Annotated in this window: 16 protein-coding genes and 1 pseudogene; 5 read left to right on the forward strand and 12 right to left on the reverse strand. The window is 47.7% G+C overall.

Features of this window, described 5'->3' with window-relative positions:
• Nucleotides 1-10: 10 nt before the first annotated feature.
• From H6F56_RS21660 to H6F56_RS21690, 7 genes are all read right to left on the reverse strand, one after another.
• The gene (locus tag H6F56_RS21660; protein WP_242032117.1) at nt 11-346 is read right to left on the reverse strand and encodes a LapA family protein; all 336 of its coding nucleotides are present in this window, start codon (nt 344-346) and stop codon (nt 11-13) included.
• Nucleotides 347-381: 35 nt separating this feature from the next.
• Nucleotides 382-1,821, reverse strand: a complete 1,440-nt coding sequence (locus tag H6F56_RS21665) for a phosphoglucomutase/phosphomannomutase family protein (protein WP_190672612.1) — start codon at nt 1,819-1,821, stop codon at nt 382-384.
• 172 nt (nt 1,822-1,993) lie between these two features.
• Entirely contained in the window at nt 1,994-2,728 is a 735-nt protein-coding gene (locus tag H6F56_RS21670; RefSeq protein ID WP_242032118.1) for a hypothetical protein, read from the reverse strand.
• A 250-nt stretch (nt 2,729-2,978) separates the two neighbouring features.
• Nucleotides 2,979-3,269, reverse strand: a complete 291-nt coding sequence (locus H6F56_RS21675) for a hypothetical protein (RefSeq protein WP_190672615.1) — start codon at nt 3,267-3,269, stop codon at nt 2,979-2,981.
• The gene (locus tag H6F56_RS21680; protein ID WP_190672618.1) at nt 3,239-3,952 is read right to left on the reverse strand and encodes a hypothetical protein; all 714 of its coding nucleotides are present in this window, start codon (nt 3,950-3,952) and stop codon (nt 3,239-3,241) included. Before H6F56_RS21680 ends, H6F56_RS21675 begins: the two co-directional genes overlap by 31 nt.
• Before the next feature lie 334 nt (nt 3,953-4,286).
• The gene (rsmI, locus tag H6F56_RS21685; protein ID WP_190672621.1) at nt 4,287-5,147 is read right to left on the reverse strand and encodes a 16S rRNA (cytidine(1402)-2'-O)-methyltransferase; all 861 of its coding nucleotides are present in this window, start codon (nt 5,145-5,147) and stop codon (nt 4,287-4,289) included.
• Nucleotides 5,148-5,212: 65 nt separating this feature from the next.
• Nucleotides 5,213-8,734 (reverse strand): PAS domain S-box protein, encoded by a 3,522-nt coding sequence (locus H6F56_RS21690; protein WP_190672625.1) that lies wholly within the window; start codon nt 8,732-8,734, stop codon nt 5,213-5,215.
• A 372-nt stretch (nt 8,735-9,106) separates the two neighbouring features.
• Here H6F56_RS21690 and H6F56_RS21695 point away from each other — a divergent pair, with 372 nt between their 5' ends.
• Nucleotides 9,107-9,985, forward strand: a complete 879-nt coding sequence (locus H6F56_RS21695; RefSeq protein ID WP_190672678.1) for a sugar kinase — start codon at nt 9,107-9,109, stop codon at nt 9,983-9,985.
• 48 nt (nt 9,986-10,033) lie between these two features.
• Here the strand turns inward: H6F56_RS21695 and H6F56_RS21700 are convergent, their stop codons facing one another.
• On the reverse strand, nt 10,034-12,082 hold the full coding sequence (locus H6F56_RS21700) for an ATP-binding protein (RefSeq protein ID WP_190672627.1): 2,049 nt from the start codon (nt 12,080-12,082) through the stop codon (nt 10,034-10,036).
• Between the two features lie 336 nt (nt 12,083-12,418).
• Nucleotides 12,419-12,703, reverse strand: a complete 285-nt coding sequence (locus H6F56_RS21705; RefSeq protein WP_190672631.1) for a hypothetical protein — start codon at nt 12,701-12,703, stop codon at nt 12,419-12,421.
• A 12-nt stretch (nt 12,704-12,715) separates the two neighbouring features.
• On the opposite strand from H6F56_RS21705, the gene H6F56_RS26985 reads away from it, so the two are divergent.
• From H6F56_RS26985 to H6F56_RS21720, 4 genes are all read left to right on the forward strand, one after another.
• Entirely contained in the window at nt 12,716-12,838 is a 123-nt protein-coding gene (locus H6F56_RS26985) for a hypothetical protein (RefSeq protein WP_255513766.1), read from the forward strand.
• A 7-nt stretch (nt 12,839-12,845) separates the two neighbouring features.
• The gene (def, locus tag H6F56_RS21710) at nt 12,846-13,412 is read left to right on the forward strand and encodes a peptide deformylase (RefSeq protein WP_190672681.1); all 567 of its coding nucleotides are present in this window, start codon (nt 12,846-12,848) and stop codon (nt 13,410-13,412) included.
• A gap of 163 nt (nt 13,413-13,575) precedes the next feature.
• Nucleotides 13,576-13,779, forward strand: coding sequence for a hypothetical protein (locus H6F56_RS21715; RefSeq protein ID WP_190672634.1), 204 nt, complete (start codon nt 13,576-13,578; stop codon nt 13,777-13,779).
• A 93-nt stretch (nt 13,780-13,872) separates the two neighbouring features.
• On the forward strand, nt 13,873-15,213 hold the full coding sequence (locus tag H6F56_RS21720) for a PrsW family glutamic-type intramembrane protease (protein WP_190672637.1): 1,341 nt from the start codon (nt 13,873-13,875) through the stop codon (nt 15,211-15,213).
• Between the two features lie 121 nt (nt 15,214-15,334).
• Here the strand turns inward: H6F56_RS21720 and H6F56_RS21725 are convergent, their stop codons facing one another.
• From H6F56_RS21725 to H6F56_RS26525, 3 genes and pseudogenes are all read right to left on the reverse strand, one after another.
• On the reverse strand, nt 15,335-15,955 hold the full coding sequence (locus H6F56_RS21725; protein ID WP_190672658.1) for a hypothetical protein: 621 nt from the start codon (nt 15,953-15,955) through the stop codon (nt 15,335-15,337).
• 99 nt (nt 15,956-16,054) lie between these two features.
• The gene (locus H6F56_RS21730; protein WP_190672662.1) at nt 16,055-17,692 is read right to left on the reverse strand and encodes a CHAT domain-containing protein; all 1,638 of its coding nucleotides are present in this window, start codon (nt 17,690-17,692) and stop codon (nt 16,055-16,057) included.
• A 140-nt stretch (nt 17,693-17,832) separates the two neighbouring features.
• Nucleotides 17,833-17,997 (reverse strand): annotated as a pseudogene (locus H6F56_RS26525) (IS630 family transposase); the annotation flags it as partial.

Here is a 17,997-nt window from a genome sequence, read left to right on the forward strand (position 1 = left end):
AAGTGTTTCGTTACCAGGTTTGCCGATCATCTGGGGAAACTTGATAAGCGTTTCCTCGCCGGCTTTTTGATCCAGGCAACGTGTCTGGGTTATCGGATTTGCGCCAAAGCAGTTGAGCGATTGCGCCGGCAATCAACCCGACGCCGGCACTGATGGCCAAAACAACGCCCACCGGCATCTGAATCGATTGGAAACGCAGAAATTTTAAAAAGACTGGTGTGGCATTTTGCACGGAAAGGATGGCCATTGCGACCAACCAAATGGCCACAACCAAGGAAGTGATGACAGGAGCAATGGGTTTCATGGATAAAACCACAGATAAACGCAGATGAACACAGATTAGCATTTGCTACCTCTGTGTTGCTCTGCGTTGCTGCGTCCTTAGACGGCTACAGGTTGCAGATCGTTGATCACGCGCTGCATATATTCGGCGACTTGGGCTTCTTTTTCAGGAGAATTGGTTTCCATGTAGACGCGCATCAAAGGTTCTGTGCCAGAGGGACGCAACAGAACCCAACCGCCATCTTCTAAATAAAGTTTAATTCCGTCTTTGCGGCCTAATTCTTTAACCCCAATACCGGCCACTTCCTTCGGCGGGTTCTTGGTGAAAGAATCAAGGACAGCCGCCTTATGGGCATCATCTAAGTGCAGATCCAGACGCGTGTTGTAGAGCGGGCCGCCGGCTTCCCTAATCGCTTCTGCTACAAGCTGAGATAAGGGCTTGCCTTCATAAGCGATGACTTCAGCAACCAGCATATCGGCTAAAATGCCATCTTTTTCTGGAATATGGCCGATAACGCTCAATCCGCCGGATTCTTCGCCGCCGATGAGTACCGCAGTTTCCCGCATCTTTTCGCCGACGTATTTAAAACCGACGGCAGTTTCATAGATTTGGAGACCATAGGTGGCAGCCAGGTTATCTAACAGGTGGGTGGTGGCAACGGTGCGGACAATTGCGCCGGTTTTACCTTTGTTCTTGACGAGGTGACGCGCTAGCAGCAGCAGGATGGTGTTTGGGGTCAGGACGTTGCCCTGTTCGTCTACAATGCCGAAACGGTCGCTGTCGCCATCGGTTGCCAACCCTAAATCAGCGCTATCTTTCTTGACAGATTCCACCAGTTCGACTAATTGTTCTCCCTTGGGTTCGGGCATTCCGCCACCAAAGAGTACATCACGGTAGGTGTGAAAGGATTCTGTCTGGCAACCGCAGTGTTCTAGAACGGTATCCAGGTAGCCACGGGAGGTGGAGTAGAGGGCGTCATACTTCACATTCAGCTTGGCGCTGCGAATGCGTTCAACGTCGATGAGGGTGTAGAGAAACTTGAGATAATCGGGTTTGGGGTCGAAGGTGGATATTTTGTCAGAATTTTTGCCTGAAGGGGGTGCATCAGATGCCCCTTCAATATTGGCCACAATGGTATCGGTAATTTCGGTTGTGGCCGGCCCTGCATAGTCGGGGATATATTTAATGCCGCAGTAGGGCGCTGGGTTGTGACTAGCGGTGAACATCAGCGCACCGGCAGAGTTCAGGTGCTTGGCGTTGTAGGCAATCACCGGCGTTGGGCAATCGCGGTCAACAACCTTGACAGTCCAACCCAAATCTGCGAGCACTTCAGCCGCCGTGTGGGCAAATTGGTCGGCTAAGAAACGGGTGTCGTAGCTAACCAAAACGGGCCGGTCTTTGCTGTAAGCATTTTCTAAATAGCTGGCAATCGCGCGAGTTACCTTGCACACATTGGCAAAGGTAAAGTCTTTAGCAATAAGGCCGCGCCATCCGTCGGTTCCAAACTTGATTTGTCCTGAATTGCTGGCTGCACTCATATCTGCCTCTTACTCCTCGATTCACCCTTTATAGTACCGGAAGGTCGGTAGCGTAGGAATGCAGCCACGCGAATGAGTTTTGATGGGGGATGGGGCATGGGGCATGGGGGATTGCCGGCACAATCGTTGCCCTACAGTCTAATTTCTGGGCAAATGAAGGTTAAGGGTGAGGTTAGTTTGAAGGTTTAGCGCATTCTTGACCCCGACAATCAACGAGCACTGAGCGAATTGTTGCGGTTTCGCGATATTCGTTAGTTTCTTGGAATTCGTTTGTCGAGGTTGAATAGATCCCGGCCAAACTGTTATCGCCAACCGCCCCCAGCCTGAACGCGATATTTTTACCCGGCCCTTTCTCAAATTTGACATATTCTCTGCCTTCGTTGCCGAGACTGTAAGACAAGGTCGCATCGCCGTAAACTTCCTCAGCTTGTTTGAGGGGCGTACCTGGGCCAACTCCTGTGTCCGTTCGATAGCTGGGATTATCCGTCAGTAAAAATCGGATGGGATCTGAATCTTCTAGGGGCGTTTGTGCTGGATAGAGGATGTAATATTGCACCGTGCCCGCTTCGCTAACTGCAATCGCGTCAAAATCTACGATGTAAGGCGACTGGACTGTAAATTCGGCAGTTTTACCGAGTTTCTCCTTGAGTTCGCCTAAAGTCATTCCCACTGTGGCAGATCCAATCCCTAATTCTGAGATTGTCTGGCTATTCGCGCCGGCTGGTGTGTCCTTGGCTGGTGTGTCATTGGGAGACTCTGCCGATGACTGAGGTGCGACAATGCTGCCCGGTGGTGGAGGTGGTGGCGGCAGCGGCGTAGTGGTAGATGTGGGAGAATTGTTTGCTGCCGGGTTCGTACAGCCGGCGAGTGTGATGAATATGCCGGTAAGTAACCAATGAAGTTTCATCTTTTTCTTTGAACAACGGTTATTTCATTATTTAAGCTTAAAAATTCAAAATTTTTGCTTTTGATCTTTTGTTTTCATCAAGGTGCCCAGGAACCCACAATCGGTTCACCTTGTTTTTTTTCTGATAGTTGTTAATTGAATTCCCGAAGCTTCCTAAACTCAATAGTTTACTAACATTTATCTGCGCTTATCTCCCTAATGGTGACCAAAGCACATTCCAATTCCACCTGCGGGATCTGTGGTTCAAAAATCAACTTAAATTATCCAAAATCGTCAAAGCCAACTGATAAATCTGACGTCGAGGAAGAGACATTTGCTGCGCTAATAACCGACTGGCTTCAGAACGAGAAATTCCCTGATTTAATAGTGGTTTTAATTCCGCTTTGAGCGTTTCCTCAGAAATTGCCGGCACCTCCATCTCGCAGCCGGCAACCACTAAAGTCAACTCACCTTTCACTTGAAAATTCCCATTATACGGGGTTGTTTTTTTGCGATGGGTGCCGGTAATGTCTACAATTTTGAGCAGTCTCCGCGTGGACACTGAACAGATACTACGCGAATGGTGGCTTTTTCGCGATATTCCTTTGTTTGGTGATATTCGCCACTGGTATTCGGATAAATTCCTGCTAAGCGGTTCTCACCTCTACCTCCAGCCGAACCTAGGCGAAAAACGATATTCGCCGGTTGGTTGGCAAATTTGACATATTCTCTGCCTTCGTTGGCGAGATTGTAACCTAAGGTAGCGTCTCCGTAAACTTCCTCAGCTTTTTTGATCGATGTACCGGGGCCAACGTTTTTATCGGTTCGATATTGGGAATTTTCGGTGCTTAACATTGCGATAATATCGGAATCTTTAAGCACCTCTCTGGCTGGGTAGACAATGTAATATTGCACGATTCCGCCTTGGCTGACGGCTACTGCGTCAAAGTCCACCATGTAACGCAACGTTGTATATTCAGTATTTGCACCTAACTGCTGTTTAAGTTCTCCGAATGTCATTCCCAACTTGGCAGATCCAATACCACTGGCTGAGATTTGTAGGTTTTGAGAGGCGACGAGGTTGCCGGGACTCGGTGCCGCCAGCGACTGGGGTGTGATGATACTGCCTGGAAGCGGTGGTGCCGGCAGTGCGGTGGTACTCCATGCAGGGGAGTTTTCTGCTGCTAGTTCAGTAGAGCCGGTGAGTACGATGAATATGCCGGTGAGTACCCAATGAAATGTCATATTTTTCTTTAAACAACGGTAAGTTTATTATATAAGCTTAAATTTTCAAAAGTTTTGCTTCTGATCTTTTTCGTTTTATTGTTCTTAAGCTGCCCAATCACCCACAACCGGTTCACCTTATTTTTCTGTTTCTGCTAATTGTTGATTCAATTTAAAAAAAATTCTTAAACTTAATATTTTACTAACATTCATCTGCGCTTATCTGCCTATCCCTGCCCCCCCAGTTATCGCCAACATCTGTATCTGTAGATGCAGGTGGAACTTGAATGACAAGCAAAGCAGATTCCAGTTTCACTTGCGAAATCTGTGGTTAAAAAAATTCCTGATCCTCCCGCTAATCATTCTCATCCAAAATCGTCAAAGCCAGCTGATAAATCTGCCGTCGAGGAAGAGATGTTTGCTGCGCCAATAACCGGCTGGCTTCAGAACGAGAAATTCCCTGATTTAACAACGCTTGTAATTCCGCTTTGAGCGTTTCCTCAGAAATTGCCGGCACCTCCATCTCGCAGCCGGCAACCACCAAACTTATCTCACCTTTCACTTGAAAATTCCCATCATAATGGGCAGTCGCTTCTTCAAGCGTTCCCCGCCAAAACTCTTCATGCAACTTCGTCAACTCTCTCGCGACAACAATCTGCCGGCTATTTCCTAAAAAAGTCTTTAAATCTTGTAGAGTTTGCAGCAGCCGGTGCGGTGCTTCATATAAAATCATGGTACGAAATTCAGTTTGTATAGCTTGCAGACGAGATTGCCGATCTTTACCCTTTGCCGGCAAAAAACCTTCAAACACAAACCGATCTGCCGGCAAACCACAAGCACAAAGCGCCGCAATGACAGCAGTCGGTCCCGGAACCGGCACCACTGTAATTCCCGCCTCAATACACGCCTTAACCAACTCATATCCCGGATCAGAAATTGCCGGCATTCCCGCATCCGTCACCAAAGCAATTGTCTGTCCCTGAAGCATCATTTCAACCAGCTGAGGAATGCGTTGCTGCCGGTTATGTTCGTGATAGCTAATCTGTGAAGTTTTAATTTGAAAATGCTGTAACAGCTTGCCGGTGTGGCGCGTATCCTCAGCAGCGATCACATCCACCGTCTGCAAAATCCGCACCGCCCGAAACGTCATATCTTCCAGATTGCCAATCGGCGTGCCCACAACATAAAGTGTGCTGGGCGTTGGTTCAGTTTCCATTAGAATCGTCAAAAATGAAGTCTTAAAATCGAAAATTAACAGTCGCGAGTGCTCTCAATTTTAAATCATTGATCTTCAACTGTGAGCAGTCGCTGCGGCATAGCAATCTCATAACCTTGTGCATAATCTACGCCTAAACTTTTAATCTTCTCCAAAATAATATTATCAGATACAAACTCAGCAATCGTTTTCAATCCCATCACATGACCGATTCGATTAATCGCTTCCACCATGACAAAATCAATCGGATCGTCTGCGATATCCTTAACAAAATTACCATCAATTTTCAAGTAATCCACCGGCAAATTTTTGAGATAAGCAAAAGAAGACATTCCGGTTCCAAAATCATCCAAAGCGAATTGGCAGCCTAAACCCTTTAATTTGCGAATCAGTTGTGCTGCTTTTGCTAAGTTGGAGATGGCCACGGTTTCAGTAATCTCAAAACAAATCGTCTGGGGTGGGATTTGATAAATTGAAAACTGCTCTTGCAAGAAATCAATAAATTCGTCATCATTCACACTCGCCCCCGACAAATTGATGGCATAAAGATTATGGGGTTGATTTTTTCTCCACTGTCCCGCATCAGGCACTAATGAACCGTGACCAATGACATAAGACAAATAAGCAAAAAACTTGTTAATGACCCAGCGATCAATCATTGGCATTAAGTTATATCGCTCAGCAGCCGGTAGAAAAGCCATCGGTGGAATCAAGTCCCCGTTTTCTGCCACCAAACGCAGCAGCACTTCGTAATGCTCTCCCACTTCACAGCCAACCGTCAGACAGCTAATCGGTTGAAAATACAAACAGAACTGATGCTCCTCACAAGCTTTATTAATCCGCGTTACCCACTGTGCCTCGCTGCGCTGCTGAGCCACCTCGCTATCATTTGGCTGATAAATATGTACGCGATTTCGTCCTCGATTTTTAGCCGCATAGCAAGCGGCATCCGCCGCACTTAGCAAGCTATCTGTCGAGGTGCTAGCCGTCAGACTCATCAGCTCGGCATTAATTGTTACCAAACCGATACTTGCACCGATATTAAACGTTTTTTCTTGCCACATAAAGCGGAATTCTTGAAAGCTTTCGAGCAGCGTCTGGGCAACTTGCTGGCCTTTTTCCGAGGAGCATTGCATTAACAGCAAAGCAAATTCATCGCCACCTAAACGCGCGAGAATATCCGTTTTGCGACAGCGAGATTGTAACAGTGTGCTAACTTGGCGCAAAAGTTCATCTCCAGCCACATGACCGCAAGTATCGTTAACAATTTTGAACCGATCCAGATCCAAAAAACATAGCGTGTGCTGTTGGTTTTTCGTCGTAGCCGTAACCGCGCATTGCTCTAGATATTGCTCAAATTCCCGACGGTTGGCCAGTCCCGTTAGCGGATCATGGCTGGCTTGCCAAGATAATTGATGGGCTAAGTTACGCCGTTCCGTGACATCTCGAAACACTAAAACTACGCCTAAAATTTGTCCATCTTTGGTTTGGATGGGAGCGGCAGAGTCCTCAATCGCGTATTCTTTTCCATGACGAGAAATCAGTAGGGTATGGTTAGCAAGACCCACAATACGCCGCTCTTTGAAAGCGGTTTCCACAGGGTTCTCCGCCGGCTCTCGTGTCGTTTCATCGACAATGCGGAATCTCTCAATTAGAGGCACTCCTTTGGCGTCTTCGATTTTCCAGCCGGTGAGCTTTTCTGCAATTGGGTTGAGATAAACAATTTTGCCAAGCGCATCAGTCGTGATCACCGCATCCCCAATCGATTGCAATGTAACTTGAGCGAGTTCCTTTTCCCGAAATAGCGCTTGTTCCATTTGTTTGCGCTCGGTGATATCCTCCAAAGTTCCAGCAGTGCGATAAACTTCTCCCGCCTCATTTCTAACGGGAAAGCCTCTTGTCCAGATCCAGCGCACTGAGCCATCGGGTCGGATAATTCGATACTCGTGATCAAAATACTGGCCCAGACGGTGTTTTTGGCTAGCAGCTAAGAAAGATCTCAAATCTTCTCGATGGATAGTGTCGAGAAAAGTCTGCGGGTTTTGGTATAACTCAGCACAGGAACGTCCCCAAATTTTTTCGTAAGCCGGACTGATGTAAATGAGCTGATTCTTGCCAACTGCTGCGATCCAAAAGACCTCGACAATATTTTCTGCGATCTGGCGGAACTTCTCCTCACTTGAACAAAGCGCCGCTTCGGTTTGCTGGCGCTCAATGGCTGTAGAGAGGACGTTGGCGATAGCTTGGAGAAAATAAATGTCATCTTGGGTAAACTGCCGGTGGGAGCGCGTGTGTGCCCCCAGAACCCCAAAAGGCTGATCTCTACCGGCAATCGTTACGCTCAAGCCGGCAATTACGCCGTGCTCGTGCAGCAGCGCTGGTCCGGTAAACCGCGTTTCCTCACGTAAGTCTTCAACGATCACCGGCTCACCCACTTGCAGGGTGTAACCGCTTTGAGAATTGAGATCCGCACCCACTGTGGCGTAACCAACTAGCCCCTGTTGCCACCCGATGCCGGCTCGTAAAAGAAACGCGCCCACCCCTGGCAGGAGTTCCAACACCTTGCAATACTCAACTTGCAGCGTTTGGGCAACCAGCGTGACTGCTTCATCCATCAGACAGGAAAGCTCAGCGCCGGCTAGTGCTCGCTGGCCCACTTGGGCTACCGCTCGCTGCTGCCGCGCCCTTGTTTCTAATTGTTCGTTGGCAATCCTTAACTGTACAGTTCGCTGGGTTACGCGTGCTTCCAACTCTGCGTTTAAATTGCGAATCTCTTCCTGTGCCTGCTTGCGCTGTCTGATGTCCTCCACCATGCTAATGGTGTATTGCGGCATTCCTTCAGCGTCTAGGATGGGCGAAACCGTGAGATTGGCCCACACTAGCTGCCGATCACTGCAGATATATAGCTTCTCTAGCTGGTAGCTGTCGCGTTCCCCTGCCACGAGTTGCCGGTAAAATGCCTCATCAGCATGGAGATCGTCAGGGGCAGTCAATGCTGGGTAACCTATTCCGCGCAGCTCGCTCTCGCTGTAACCTAGCATCTGCTGGAATGCGGAGTTTGTCTCTAAAATCCGCCCTTCCAAGTCTCCCAGGGCAATGCCAATCGCGGCGGACTCAAAAATTGAGCGGAAGCGGGCTTCACTCTCTCGCAACGCCTCCTCCGTGCGCTGATGCGCTTTGATTTCTTGAGCCAACTTTTCGTTAGCTGCTCTTAATTGGGCAGGACTCGCCAGTGCCAGTGCTTGAGGGATCAGGGGAAACAGTGCCACAGCCGTGTACAGGGAAACGGTCGCTGTAACCGCTTTAATGCCCCCCGACAGCCAGTAACTTGGATGCCACAGCGTCCAGACTTCCATCAGATGGGTGGTGCCACAGGCGGCGATAAACGCCCCAAACAGCCAGAACATCGCGGAAAAAGGCACATCATGCCGCTGGCGGACAAAGTAGCCGAGGCTGAGGGCGATTATATAATAGGCCAGGGTAATCAGAAAATCTGACAGGAAGTGTACCCCCACTAACTCTGGCTTCCAGAGATAGCAGTGCCCGTGGGGCATAAAGGCCGAGGCTAAGTAAGAACCGAACGGCATCAACGGGTTCAAGAAAAAAATGTTTTTTAGGAGTTCCAACATCGAAGGCAACCCAGGCTTGGGGTTGGGACAAATTTCTGAGTTCAGCCGGACAGGATTTTATGCTTTGAGAATAGCCATTTGAAGGCTGACTTCTGGCAAACAAAGATTTTCTAAATTCACTCTTCGTGAAAAATTTTGTTTTTTCTACGCAGCAGATAATATAATTATTAACTTATTATATCCGCTGGTTTTAAAAGCCGACTCTCTATCAATTTGCCGGTGAACGATAGTTAGAAAGGCTTGCGGGTTTAATCGTTGATATCACCATCAATGTTAGCAGCCGAAATCGAAGCTGGTAGAAGAGGTTGAAACTGAATCGTGGGCGCACAATTGGCTAGGCACGGACTGTTCGTAGGATTATCAACTCTGGACTTAGTTTATTTAGCGGCAAGTCCTCCTCACAACAATCAAAAAATTGTGGCCTCCGATTACATGGCTGCTGCGGGCGGCCCTGCTACCAATGCTGCCATAACCTTCAGCCACTTGGGCAATCAGGCAACATTACTGGGGGTTGTAGGCGCTCATCCAATCGCCCAATTGATTCGCGCTGATTTAGAAAGTCATGGCGTGAAAATTGCAGATTCCGATCCCAAGCGGATTGATCCTCCCGCAATTTCTTCGATTATTGTTACTCAAAGCACCGGGGAACGGGCTGTTGTTTCTATCAACGCAACTCAATCACAAATTGCTGTTGAACAACTGCCGACACTGGATTTGGAAAATGTTAGTATTATTTTAATCGATGGCCATCAAATGCAAATCAGTAAAGTCATCGCTCAGGAAGCTCAATCAAAAAATATCCCAATCGTAGTTGATGGGGGAAGCTGGAAAGCAGGTTTTGAAGAAATATTACCTTTGGTAAATTATGTAATTTGTTCAGCCAACTTTCATCCTCCCAACTGCTGCCGGCCTCAAGAAGTTTTTGCTTATCTTCAGGGGCTAGGAATTCCCCACATCGCTATTACTTACGGGGAAAAATCAATTCAATATTTTAGTCTGGGCGAGATCGGTGAGGTGCCGGTGCCGGCAGTTAAACCTGTAGATACCCTGGGTGCCGGTGACATTTTTCACGGCGCGTTTTGCCACTACATTCTCCAAGAGAATTTTACCAATGCCCTAACATTATCTGCGAAAGTTGCCTCCCGTTCCTGTCAATTTTTTGGCACCCGCCAATGGATGAAGGAAGAAACTCAAGCCGACATTTTATAAGGATTTATTATTAAATTCTTATTTAATAGATTCATAAAAAATATAAAATTACCGCTTCGGCATCAGCGGCAACGTCACAGTAAACGTGGTTCCCACTCCAACCTTACTTGCCACAGAAATTTCACCCTCGTGTAAATCTACACACCGTTTGACAATTGCTAATCCTAAACCCGTCCCAGCGATATTGCCAACATTTTTAGCTCGATGAAAAGACTCAAATAGATGAGTGATATCCTCATCTGGGATACCAATGCCTTGATCTTTAATCTGAAAAATTGCTTCGCATTCCTGACAAATCAGTTCCAACCGAACCTCTCCTCCTTCAGCAGAATATTTAAGCGCGTTAGAGAGCAAGTTGCTGAGAATTTGCCGCAGTAACTTTTCGTCCATACAAGCCGGCACATCAGAGGTTGTGAGAATATTTGGGTGAATTTCTACAAAATGAATCTTGTGGTTGCTTGTCACGCAAAGCTGGATTTCCGCTACCAACTGACTGCAAAATTGTGTTAAGTTCAGCGGCAGAGGATTGAAAGGAAGTTTGCCGGCATCTGTACGACCGATAAACAAAACATCTTCTAACAATTCTGTCATATTAACGGCAGCTACTTGAATTCGCTGGATGTATTCGAGGAGCTTTTTGTCAGAATTTTCAAATGGCTCTTGTTGCAGGTAATATTCCAGTAAATCGGCAGAAGAAAGTACAGTAGTCAAGGGAGTACGGAACTCATGGGAAACCATCGAGATTAAGCGATTTTTAAGTTCGCCTAGTTCTTTTTCTTTAGCAAGTGCTTTCAGCGTTTCTTCTTCAGCTCGCTTGCGTTCCGTAATGTCTATGCCTACAGCTTGATACTCAATAAAGCGGCCTAATGAGTCAAAGATGGCGCGACCTGTCCAATGTTGAGTGCGAACTTCTCCTGAAGGTAAAACGACTTTTTGTTCGCGAGAAATAAAGGGATATTTAAAAGGATTACGCTCAATATCAGGAATCAGCGGCACAAGAGATTTATTTCTCAAATCCTCTTGAGTTACGCCAAAATACCGACAGTAAGCGTCATTAACAAAAGTCACCGTGCCATCCAGCGCAAAACGACAAATAAGTTCAGTTTGATCCTCAACAATAGCCCGATACCGAGCCTCACTTTCCCGGAGTGCTGACACAGCCTTTGAGCGCTCTTGATGCAGCGAAATAGCTGATGCTGCTGCCCGTAAAAACTCAATTTCTGACGCAGACCAAGCTTCTGAACAATCGCAATGTTCAAAGCCGAGACAACCGAAAAACTCCCCATTAACTGTGAGAGGCAAAAGCAAAATTTTGACAATACCCAGTGGCTCTAAAATGAGACGTTCTTCCGGGGGAAACTCAGAGGCAGACCCCGCAATAATCTCGCCTTTTGCTAGCATTTCTACCCACCGAGAAGGAAACAGACATAAAGTAGAAAATAAACGATTAGAATCTTTTATTTTAATTTTTTCTGCTTGACTTTTTTCTTCATTAGCCCACCATTGGGCATAGACAATCGGCGCTTGATGAGTTTCCTCTCCTAACAGAGTGCCTGCCATATTCCAGCAGTTTTCGACGACATAAACACGGCTGGCACCGGCAGTTTTTCCCAGCAGTTCTACAATTTGGTTGTAGCAGTTGTCATCACTGTTAAAAGCTAGCAATCGGCGCTGTACTTCTACCAGTGCTGCCAAATGTTGGTTTGCTTGACTTAATTGTTGCGTTAATTGCCGTGAACGCAAACCGGCTCTTACCCGTGCCAGTAACTCCTCCGGTTCAATGGGTTTAGTCAAAAATTCATCTGCCCCAGCATCTAGCCCTCTGACGCGATCAGACACCTGTTCCCGTGCGGTTAGCAGAATCACAAAGGTTGTGGCCAGTTTTGGATTAGTTTTCACCCGCCGGCATACTTCCAACCCGTCGAGACGGGGCATCATCCAATCGCAAATCATTAAATCGGGATGCCATCTGTGGACTTCGAGTAAGGCTTCTTCTCCATCACCAACGACCCTAACTTCACAATTTTCACGCTCTAGTAAGTGCCGCAAAACTAACTGAATGGTCAAATCATCATCAACTACTAAAATCTTAGACATATCAAATAAATAGTTTATTAAATTCGTTGTTAATTTTTTTATTTTTCAAGAATAAAAACTAACTCTCGTTCTTAATTGAGGTGAAATACATTTCAATAAAAGCTTCAATTTATCAAAATCAATTATTAAATTTAATAAAATTTCAAAAGTTAGAAATAGCGTGTGTTGAGGCATCTGACGCTATAGCTGGGCAGCAACCTCGCTGATTGAGGATAAATCCATCTCACAGCCACTTGCCATCTCATGAGCCGTTAAAGCAATAATTGCTGTATGTGTCGGCCTCTCCTTTTTCTGGCGTGTAGTTGTCGCATTGCTTTCTAGTTCAATACGTGCAATTTATTCAGAATAACTTGCTGGTTGATGGGGTGGCCTTTTACGACCAAAAACTTTGCAGACGTTGCCGGCAACTCTAGCCAAATGGTAGTCATGCCAACTTTTCCCTGGCAGCATTTGAGCAGTCTGCGGCGTCTCAAGTAAAGTTCCCCAAAATTGTGGGAAATAGCTCCCTAACTGGCGAGTGCCGGCCTGAGCATCGGCAATAAACAGCCTCGCAGATGCAAAATTGCCTGAATTTTCAACCGCAACCGGCACCGCCACTGTCCTGCACGCCGAGGCAACCACAAAGTGAGATTAATGAGAAACTTCGGGAACAAGTTGCAACCGTCCCAAAAATTGGGGGGAAATCCTGAAGTGAAGGCTGCCGGCTTAGCGCTAGAAAAATGTCAAGATAAGATTGAAGGGAACAGTGAAAGATAAAAAGCCCATGAGTGCTGAAGTTTTGGTTGAGAAGAAAAAGTTAAAAACACCCCCACTGGACATTCACTATCTAGGGGATCGGGCATTACGCCAAAATGCCAAACGGATTGCCAAGGTAGATCGGGAAATCCGCCAGCTGGTAAAAGAAATGCTACAAACCATGTACAGCGCTGATGGCATTGGTTTGGCAGCACCCCAAGTGGGGATTCAAAAACAACTGATTGTGGTGGACTGCGAACCGGATAACCCAGCCACACCGCCTTTGGTGCTGATCAACCCAACGATCAAGCAGTACAGTGACGACGTTTGTCTGTTCCAAGAAGGCTGTTTGAGTATTCCTGGGGTTTACATGGATGTCAAACGCCCAGAAATGATTGAAGTGGTCTATAAAGACGAACAGGGGCGTCCCCAGATGATGATCGCTACAGAGATGTTGTCCCGCGCAATTCAGCACGAGATGGATCATCTCAACGGTGTGCTATTTGTTGATCGGGTAGAAAATCAGCTAGCGCTAACTGAGGAACTAACGAAGCATAAGTTTTCCCATCGGGCTGTTAAACCTGTTGCCTTGTAAAGGGTCTAGGCATAAGTGCAACGTGCAAAGTGAGGATTGTTTGATTTGTCTGTTGTCAATGAGGGCATTTTTCACTTTGCTTTGACTTGTTTCTCTTTTTCCAGAATTTTCTTGGCAACCTAGATGCGGTAGGCTCTTGATAGTCTTGTGGTTTTAGCTTGTGATGATGACAGGAACTCCTAAAAGTGCTTTGTTTCTAGGTGCGTGCTGTGTGGCTGCGATTGCTGCTGTGGGTTCGATTTTTGAGCTGTCTTCTGGCCACCCCCAGTTAGGGAGTTCAGTCACCGGCATTATTTTGGCAATTAGTGTGCCGGCGGTGGGGTTACTTTTTTATGCGGCTGTGCGGGACGCGAATGCCAACCAATAAACTGGGAAAACTGGAAGGGTTAAACGTGAAGCGTGAGATGCAAGTATTTCACGCTTCACGCTTTGGTTCTGTTGATCGCAGCATTTCATAGGAATGACCGGCAACCCGAAATATCGTGTATTTTTGCGCCAGCTGAACACGACTGTGGCAGCCGGCACACAACCCTTCCTCTACCCCCTATCTGAGACACAGCCGGTGGCCATCGGGCGAGAACCCAGCTGTGAAATTATCTTGGATTCAGGAGTGTATGGCGGTGTGTCCCGGCGTCACGCCACAATTGGCTATCAGCCCCAAATTCAAGCCGGCTCAAATTCAGGTGGGTGGCAAGTTTGCGATCTTAATAGTGCGAATGGCACATATATAAATGGCCAGCGCTTGCAGGGATGCCGGTTTTTGCAAGCCGGCGACCGAATTGCCCTGGGTGTCAATGGCCCAGAATTTATCTTTGAGTCCACACTGGTTACGCTTCAGCCGGCAGGAAATGTGGGGAATGCCGGCACCAATCAAACAGAGGCAGTCACCTTAAGCCAATTATTTCCCATTCTCTCAACAGGCCGGGAATTGAGGAGCAAAGCTTACTTGGTGCCGGCGACGGTTACCGTTACCTTCGTAGTGTTGCTATTTGCTGCAATTGGTAACTCCCCGGCGTTTAACCTGCTGCTGGCAGCTTATTTGGGCGGTGTGGCGTATTACTTTGTCTATCAACTGTGTGGCAAGCACAAGCCTTGGTGGTGGCTTTTAGGCTGTTGCTTTTTGACGATAGCAATCCTGCTAAGCCCCATCCTGACAGGCTTTGTTGTGGTATTTCGTGAGATTCTGCCTGGACGTTTGCCGGCAGCCAATGAGTCGCTGAGCTTCATTTCGCTATTAGTGCGAATGTTTTTTGGTGCCGGCTTGATGGAAGAATTGCTCAAAGCGCTGCCGGTGTTAGGGGCTGTTCTCATCGGTTATTGGCTGCGATCTCCCTGGCGAGAGCGTTTGGGAGTCTGGGAACCCCTAGATGGCATTTTGTTGGGAACGGCTTCTGCTTTAGGGTTTACCCTGTTGGAAACTTTAGGGCAGTACGTTCCTGAGATTATTCAAAATGTCACCCTGCAAGCCGGAAAAGACTTAGGGGAACTGGCGGGATTGCAGTTACTCATTCCCCGCATTTTAGGTTCTGTCGCCGGCCACATGGCTTACAGTGGCTATCTGGGGTATTTCATCGGTCTGAGTGTCCTCAAGCCTAATCAGCGCTGGCTAATTCTGGCAGTGGGCTACCTCACAGCCGCTGGACTTCATACCCTGTGGAATGCGACCGGCTCCATCAGCGTGCTGGTATTAGCCTGTGTGGGGATGGTTTCCTACGCTTTTCTGGCAGCCGCTATTCTTAAAGCGAGGGCACTTTCTCCCACTCGCTTACAAAATTTTGCGACTCGCCTTTCTGGGAAGTGAGTCTTGAGTTGGGGAGTTGGCAGTATCTGAACCGTGAGTTACCAAAACAGATATAAGTGAGAAGGTAGAGCGATCTAATTTTTTAGGCTTTATGCTTGGCTTTCTTCTCACTTTCCTCGCTTCATTTTTCAGTTTGTAATTTTGTCAGAGCGTAACGAGCCACTGCTAAAGTGATGCGAGCTTGTTCGATTTCTGATAGCTCTGCCCAAGGTACAGGAGGCGTGCAAGTAAGGGTTGATTCTACACTGGCGACTTCGCTGCCGCGCATGGCGTAGGCGATCGGTCTAGCTAACACCTGTAAATCTTCTTCTGCCCAGTGAGGTAATAACTGCTGCACGCAATGTACGAGCTTTTCGGCAACAGAAAGGTTGCTTGAGAGCAAATGCTGGGCTTGGTTGGCGATGGTCTCTAGCCAGCTTGCCGGCAGATAGGCTGCAAATTGCTGCTGCAAATCGTTGCCAAGTGCGCTGAGGGGTTGCATAGACTTGCTGCCGACATTTGCGACAGGCCACAATTGCTCTAGTTGAGTGTACAAACCTTGGGAACGCGCCTCCACTTCGTCTGCCGGCCAATCTTCAAGCACAAACTCTTGTTCTAAAGCTGCCAAGTAGGTTTCTGACTCAGGGGATGCTAGATTCCACGGATAGGTCACGTCAGCCAGTAGGAGCGCTTCTAACAGCTCTAGCTGAGCCTGCGATTGAGAATCCTGGTAATTTTCAGGCCGAATGCGTTTATTTGTCATAAATGGCTGCTATGTGCGTGAAAGGATTAGCCTCGGTACGGGTAGATACACCCTCAGTCCTTCCCGTTCCGCAATAAAGGGCACTTTACCCCAATCTGTTTAGGTTTGAATAGATGATTGAGGAGAGTCAATCACAAAATCCCACGTTTGACCTTGGGAACTGCCAAATTTTAGCTGAACACCCGATTGCAGTGGGACTTCCTGATGGTGGATTTTTTGCCAACCTGCCGGCAATAAAATGAGCGTGCCATAACGAGAAAAATCACGCAGAAAGTAGGTGGGTGACGGATAACCATTTGAGGCGGTATCGCGGCAGAAGATTTCGGCGTGTCTTTGAGATACCCAGCGCTCTTGAATGACCAAGTCGTTCTCCCAAAGCCGGCCTACCCGCATTAAACCACCGCGAATTGGCCAAACTTTGTCAAGCGTACCCACGGGGCGCAAGAACGCTCCCGGCATAGATTGCCCAATCCAGGTGGTAGAGTTTTTGGGAAGTTCTGTACAGACTTCATCCACCGGCTCGATCAGTTCGCCGTGAAACTCTGGGTGCATATACAGCACCGGCAGCGTCCAAGCCGGCTGATTAAATTTATACAAAGTGAGTAACTGTTGTCTGGCAACTGCTGCCGCTCGATCAACCGGCATCCGTTCCGCCAAGGCTTGGGCAAAGGCTTGAATAAAGCTTAAGGCTTCTTGGTCGGCTATCGAGTCTCGCATGGCCAAAACGGCAGGGACGCCATGATGGATCAAGACCTCTGCTAAACTGCTGCGAGGGCTAGGCGCATGATTGTAGCGGTCGCTTTGAGCGCCCCAGCAAGCATTAAACACAGCTAGGGTAACGCGACTAGAAACTAAGACTTGTGCCAATTCTGTGCCGCTGAGGGTGGTGCCGGGACGCAACAGCAGTTGGCCACCAGCAGGAGCCGGCACCCCATGACCGGCATAAAAGAAGATATTGTAGTTGCCATTTTCCAGACGTTCGATTAATTCGGCTGGGGTTGGCTGGATGAGGGTATCGACTTGGCAAGGGACACTAAAAGTATCTTCGCCGGTGATATCGGCTTGGGGGCACTGTTCTAGAATTTGAGCAAGTGCGGCGGCTTCTTGTTGCAGTTGCAGCCGGTTTTGCTGTCCGCCAACCGAACCAAGGGCGTCCTCTCCTAAAACTAGCAGAATATTTAAGGACTGAGCCGGGTTACGGTTAGGTAGGGGGTCTACATCACTAACGGTGCGGCTAAACAGAAGCTGCTGGTTGAGAGAAATGGCCGGTTGGCCGGCTTGGGGTTGCATAATTTCCCAAGGCAAAGCAATTAATTCTGGATCGCGAATTTCCAGCCGCAGTCGCAGGGGTTTATCCTGTCCAATGGCAATGCCTCGGCTTTGGGCGAAACTGTTTTGAATAACGCCGGCAAACAGCCATTGCCAGAGGCTTAACCCCAGTTGTTGCATCAGGCGTGCGCTGTAACTGCTTGTTTGGCCGGCAGATGCTAGGGGAATGGCAGGAATTACTGTAGCCGACTGGGTGGCTGCAACCGGCAAGGGTATACTTTCCAAGGAAAATAGCTGTTGCCAAGCGTACCAAGTTTGGCTCAAGTCTGCCGGCAACATACAATCGTGATGGACGTATCCACCGGGATAAGGCGCTTTGAGAACCCAGATAGCAAAGTGTTCTGCCGAAGCAGTGGCTTTTAGGCGGGCGATGCAAATGCTGAGGCAAGGACTCTCAGACCGAGACATTCAATACCGGGGGTAAGAGGTTTTTTATCAGTCTATCTGTTCCATCGCCGGTTTGAAATTTCGCTCTTCAGGCATCTTGACTAAATTATCTGATTTTTGATTGGCTTTTTAAAAGTTATTGCTATTAATTATAGCGTTTCTCAAATAGATGAAGTACAGTAACAGCAGTGAGTAAACCAATTAAGAAGGTCTTGAGAGGACACTTGTTGGTAGGCTAGTGTAATCGCTTCATCCAAGGCTCGATAAGTTCTTGCTCCTATCGTCCGCAATATCCCTTTGATTTTTGACCAGCAATTCTCGATGGG

Origin of the sequence: Microcoleus sp. FACHB-672 (assembly GCF_014695725.1) — a bacterium.
In the GTDB taxonomy this organism is placed as follows: Bacteria; Cyanobacteriota; Cyanobacteriia; order Cyanobacteriales; family Oscillatoriaceae; genus FACHB-68.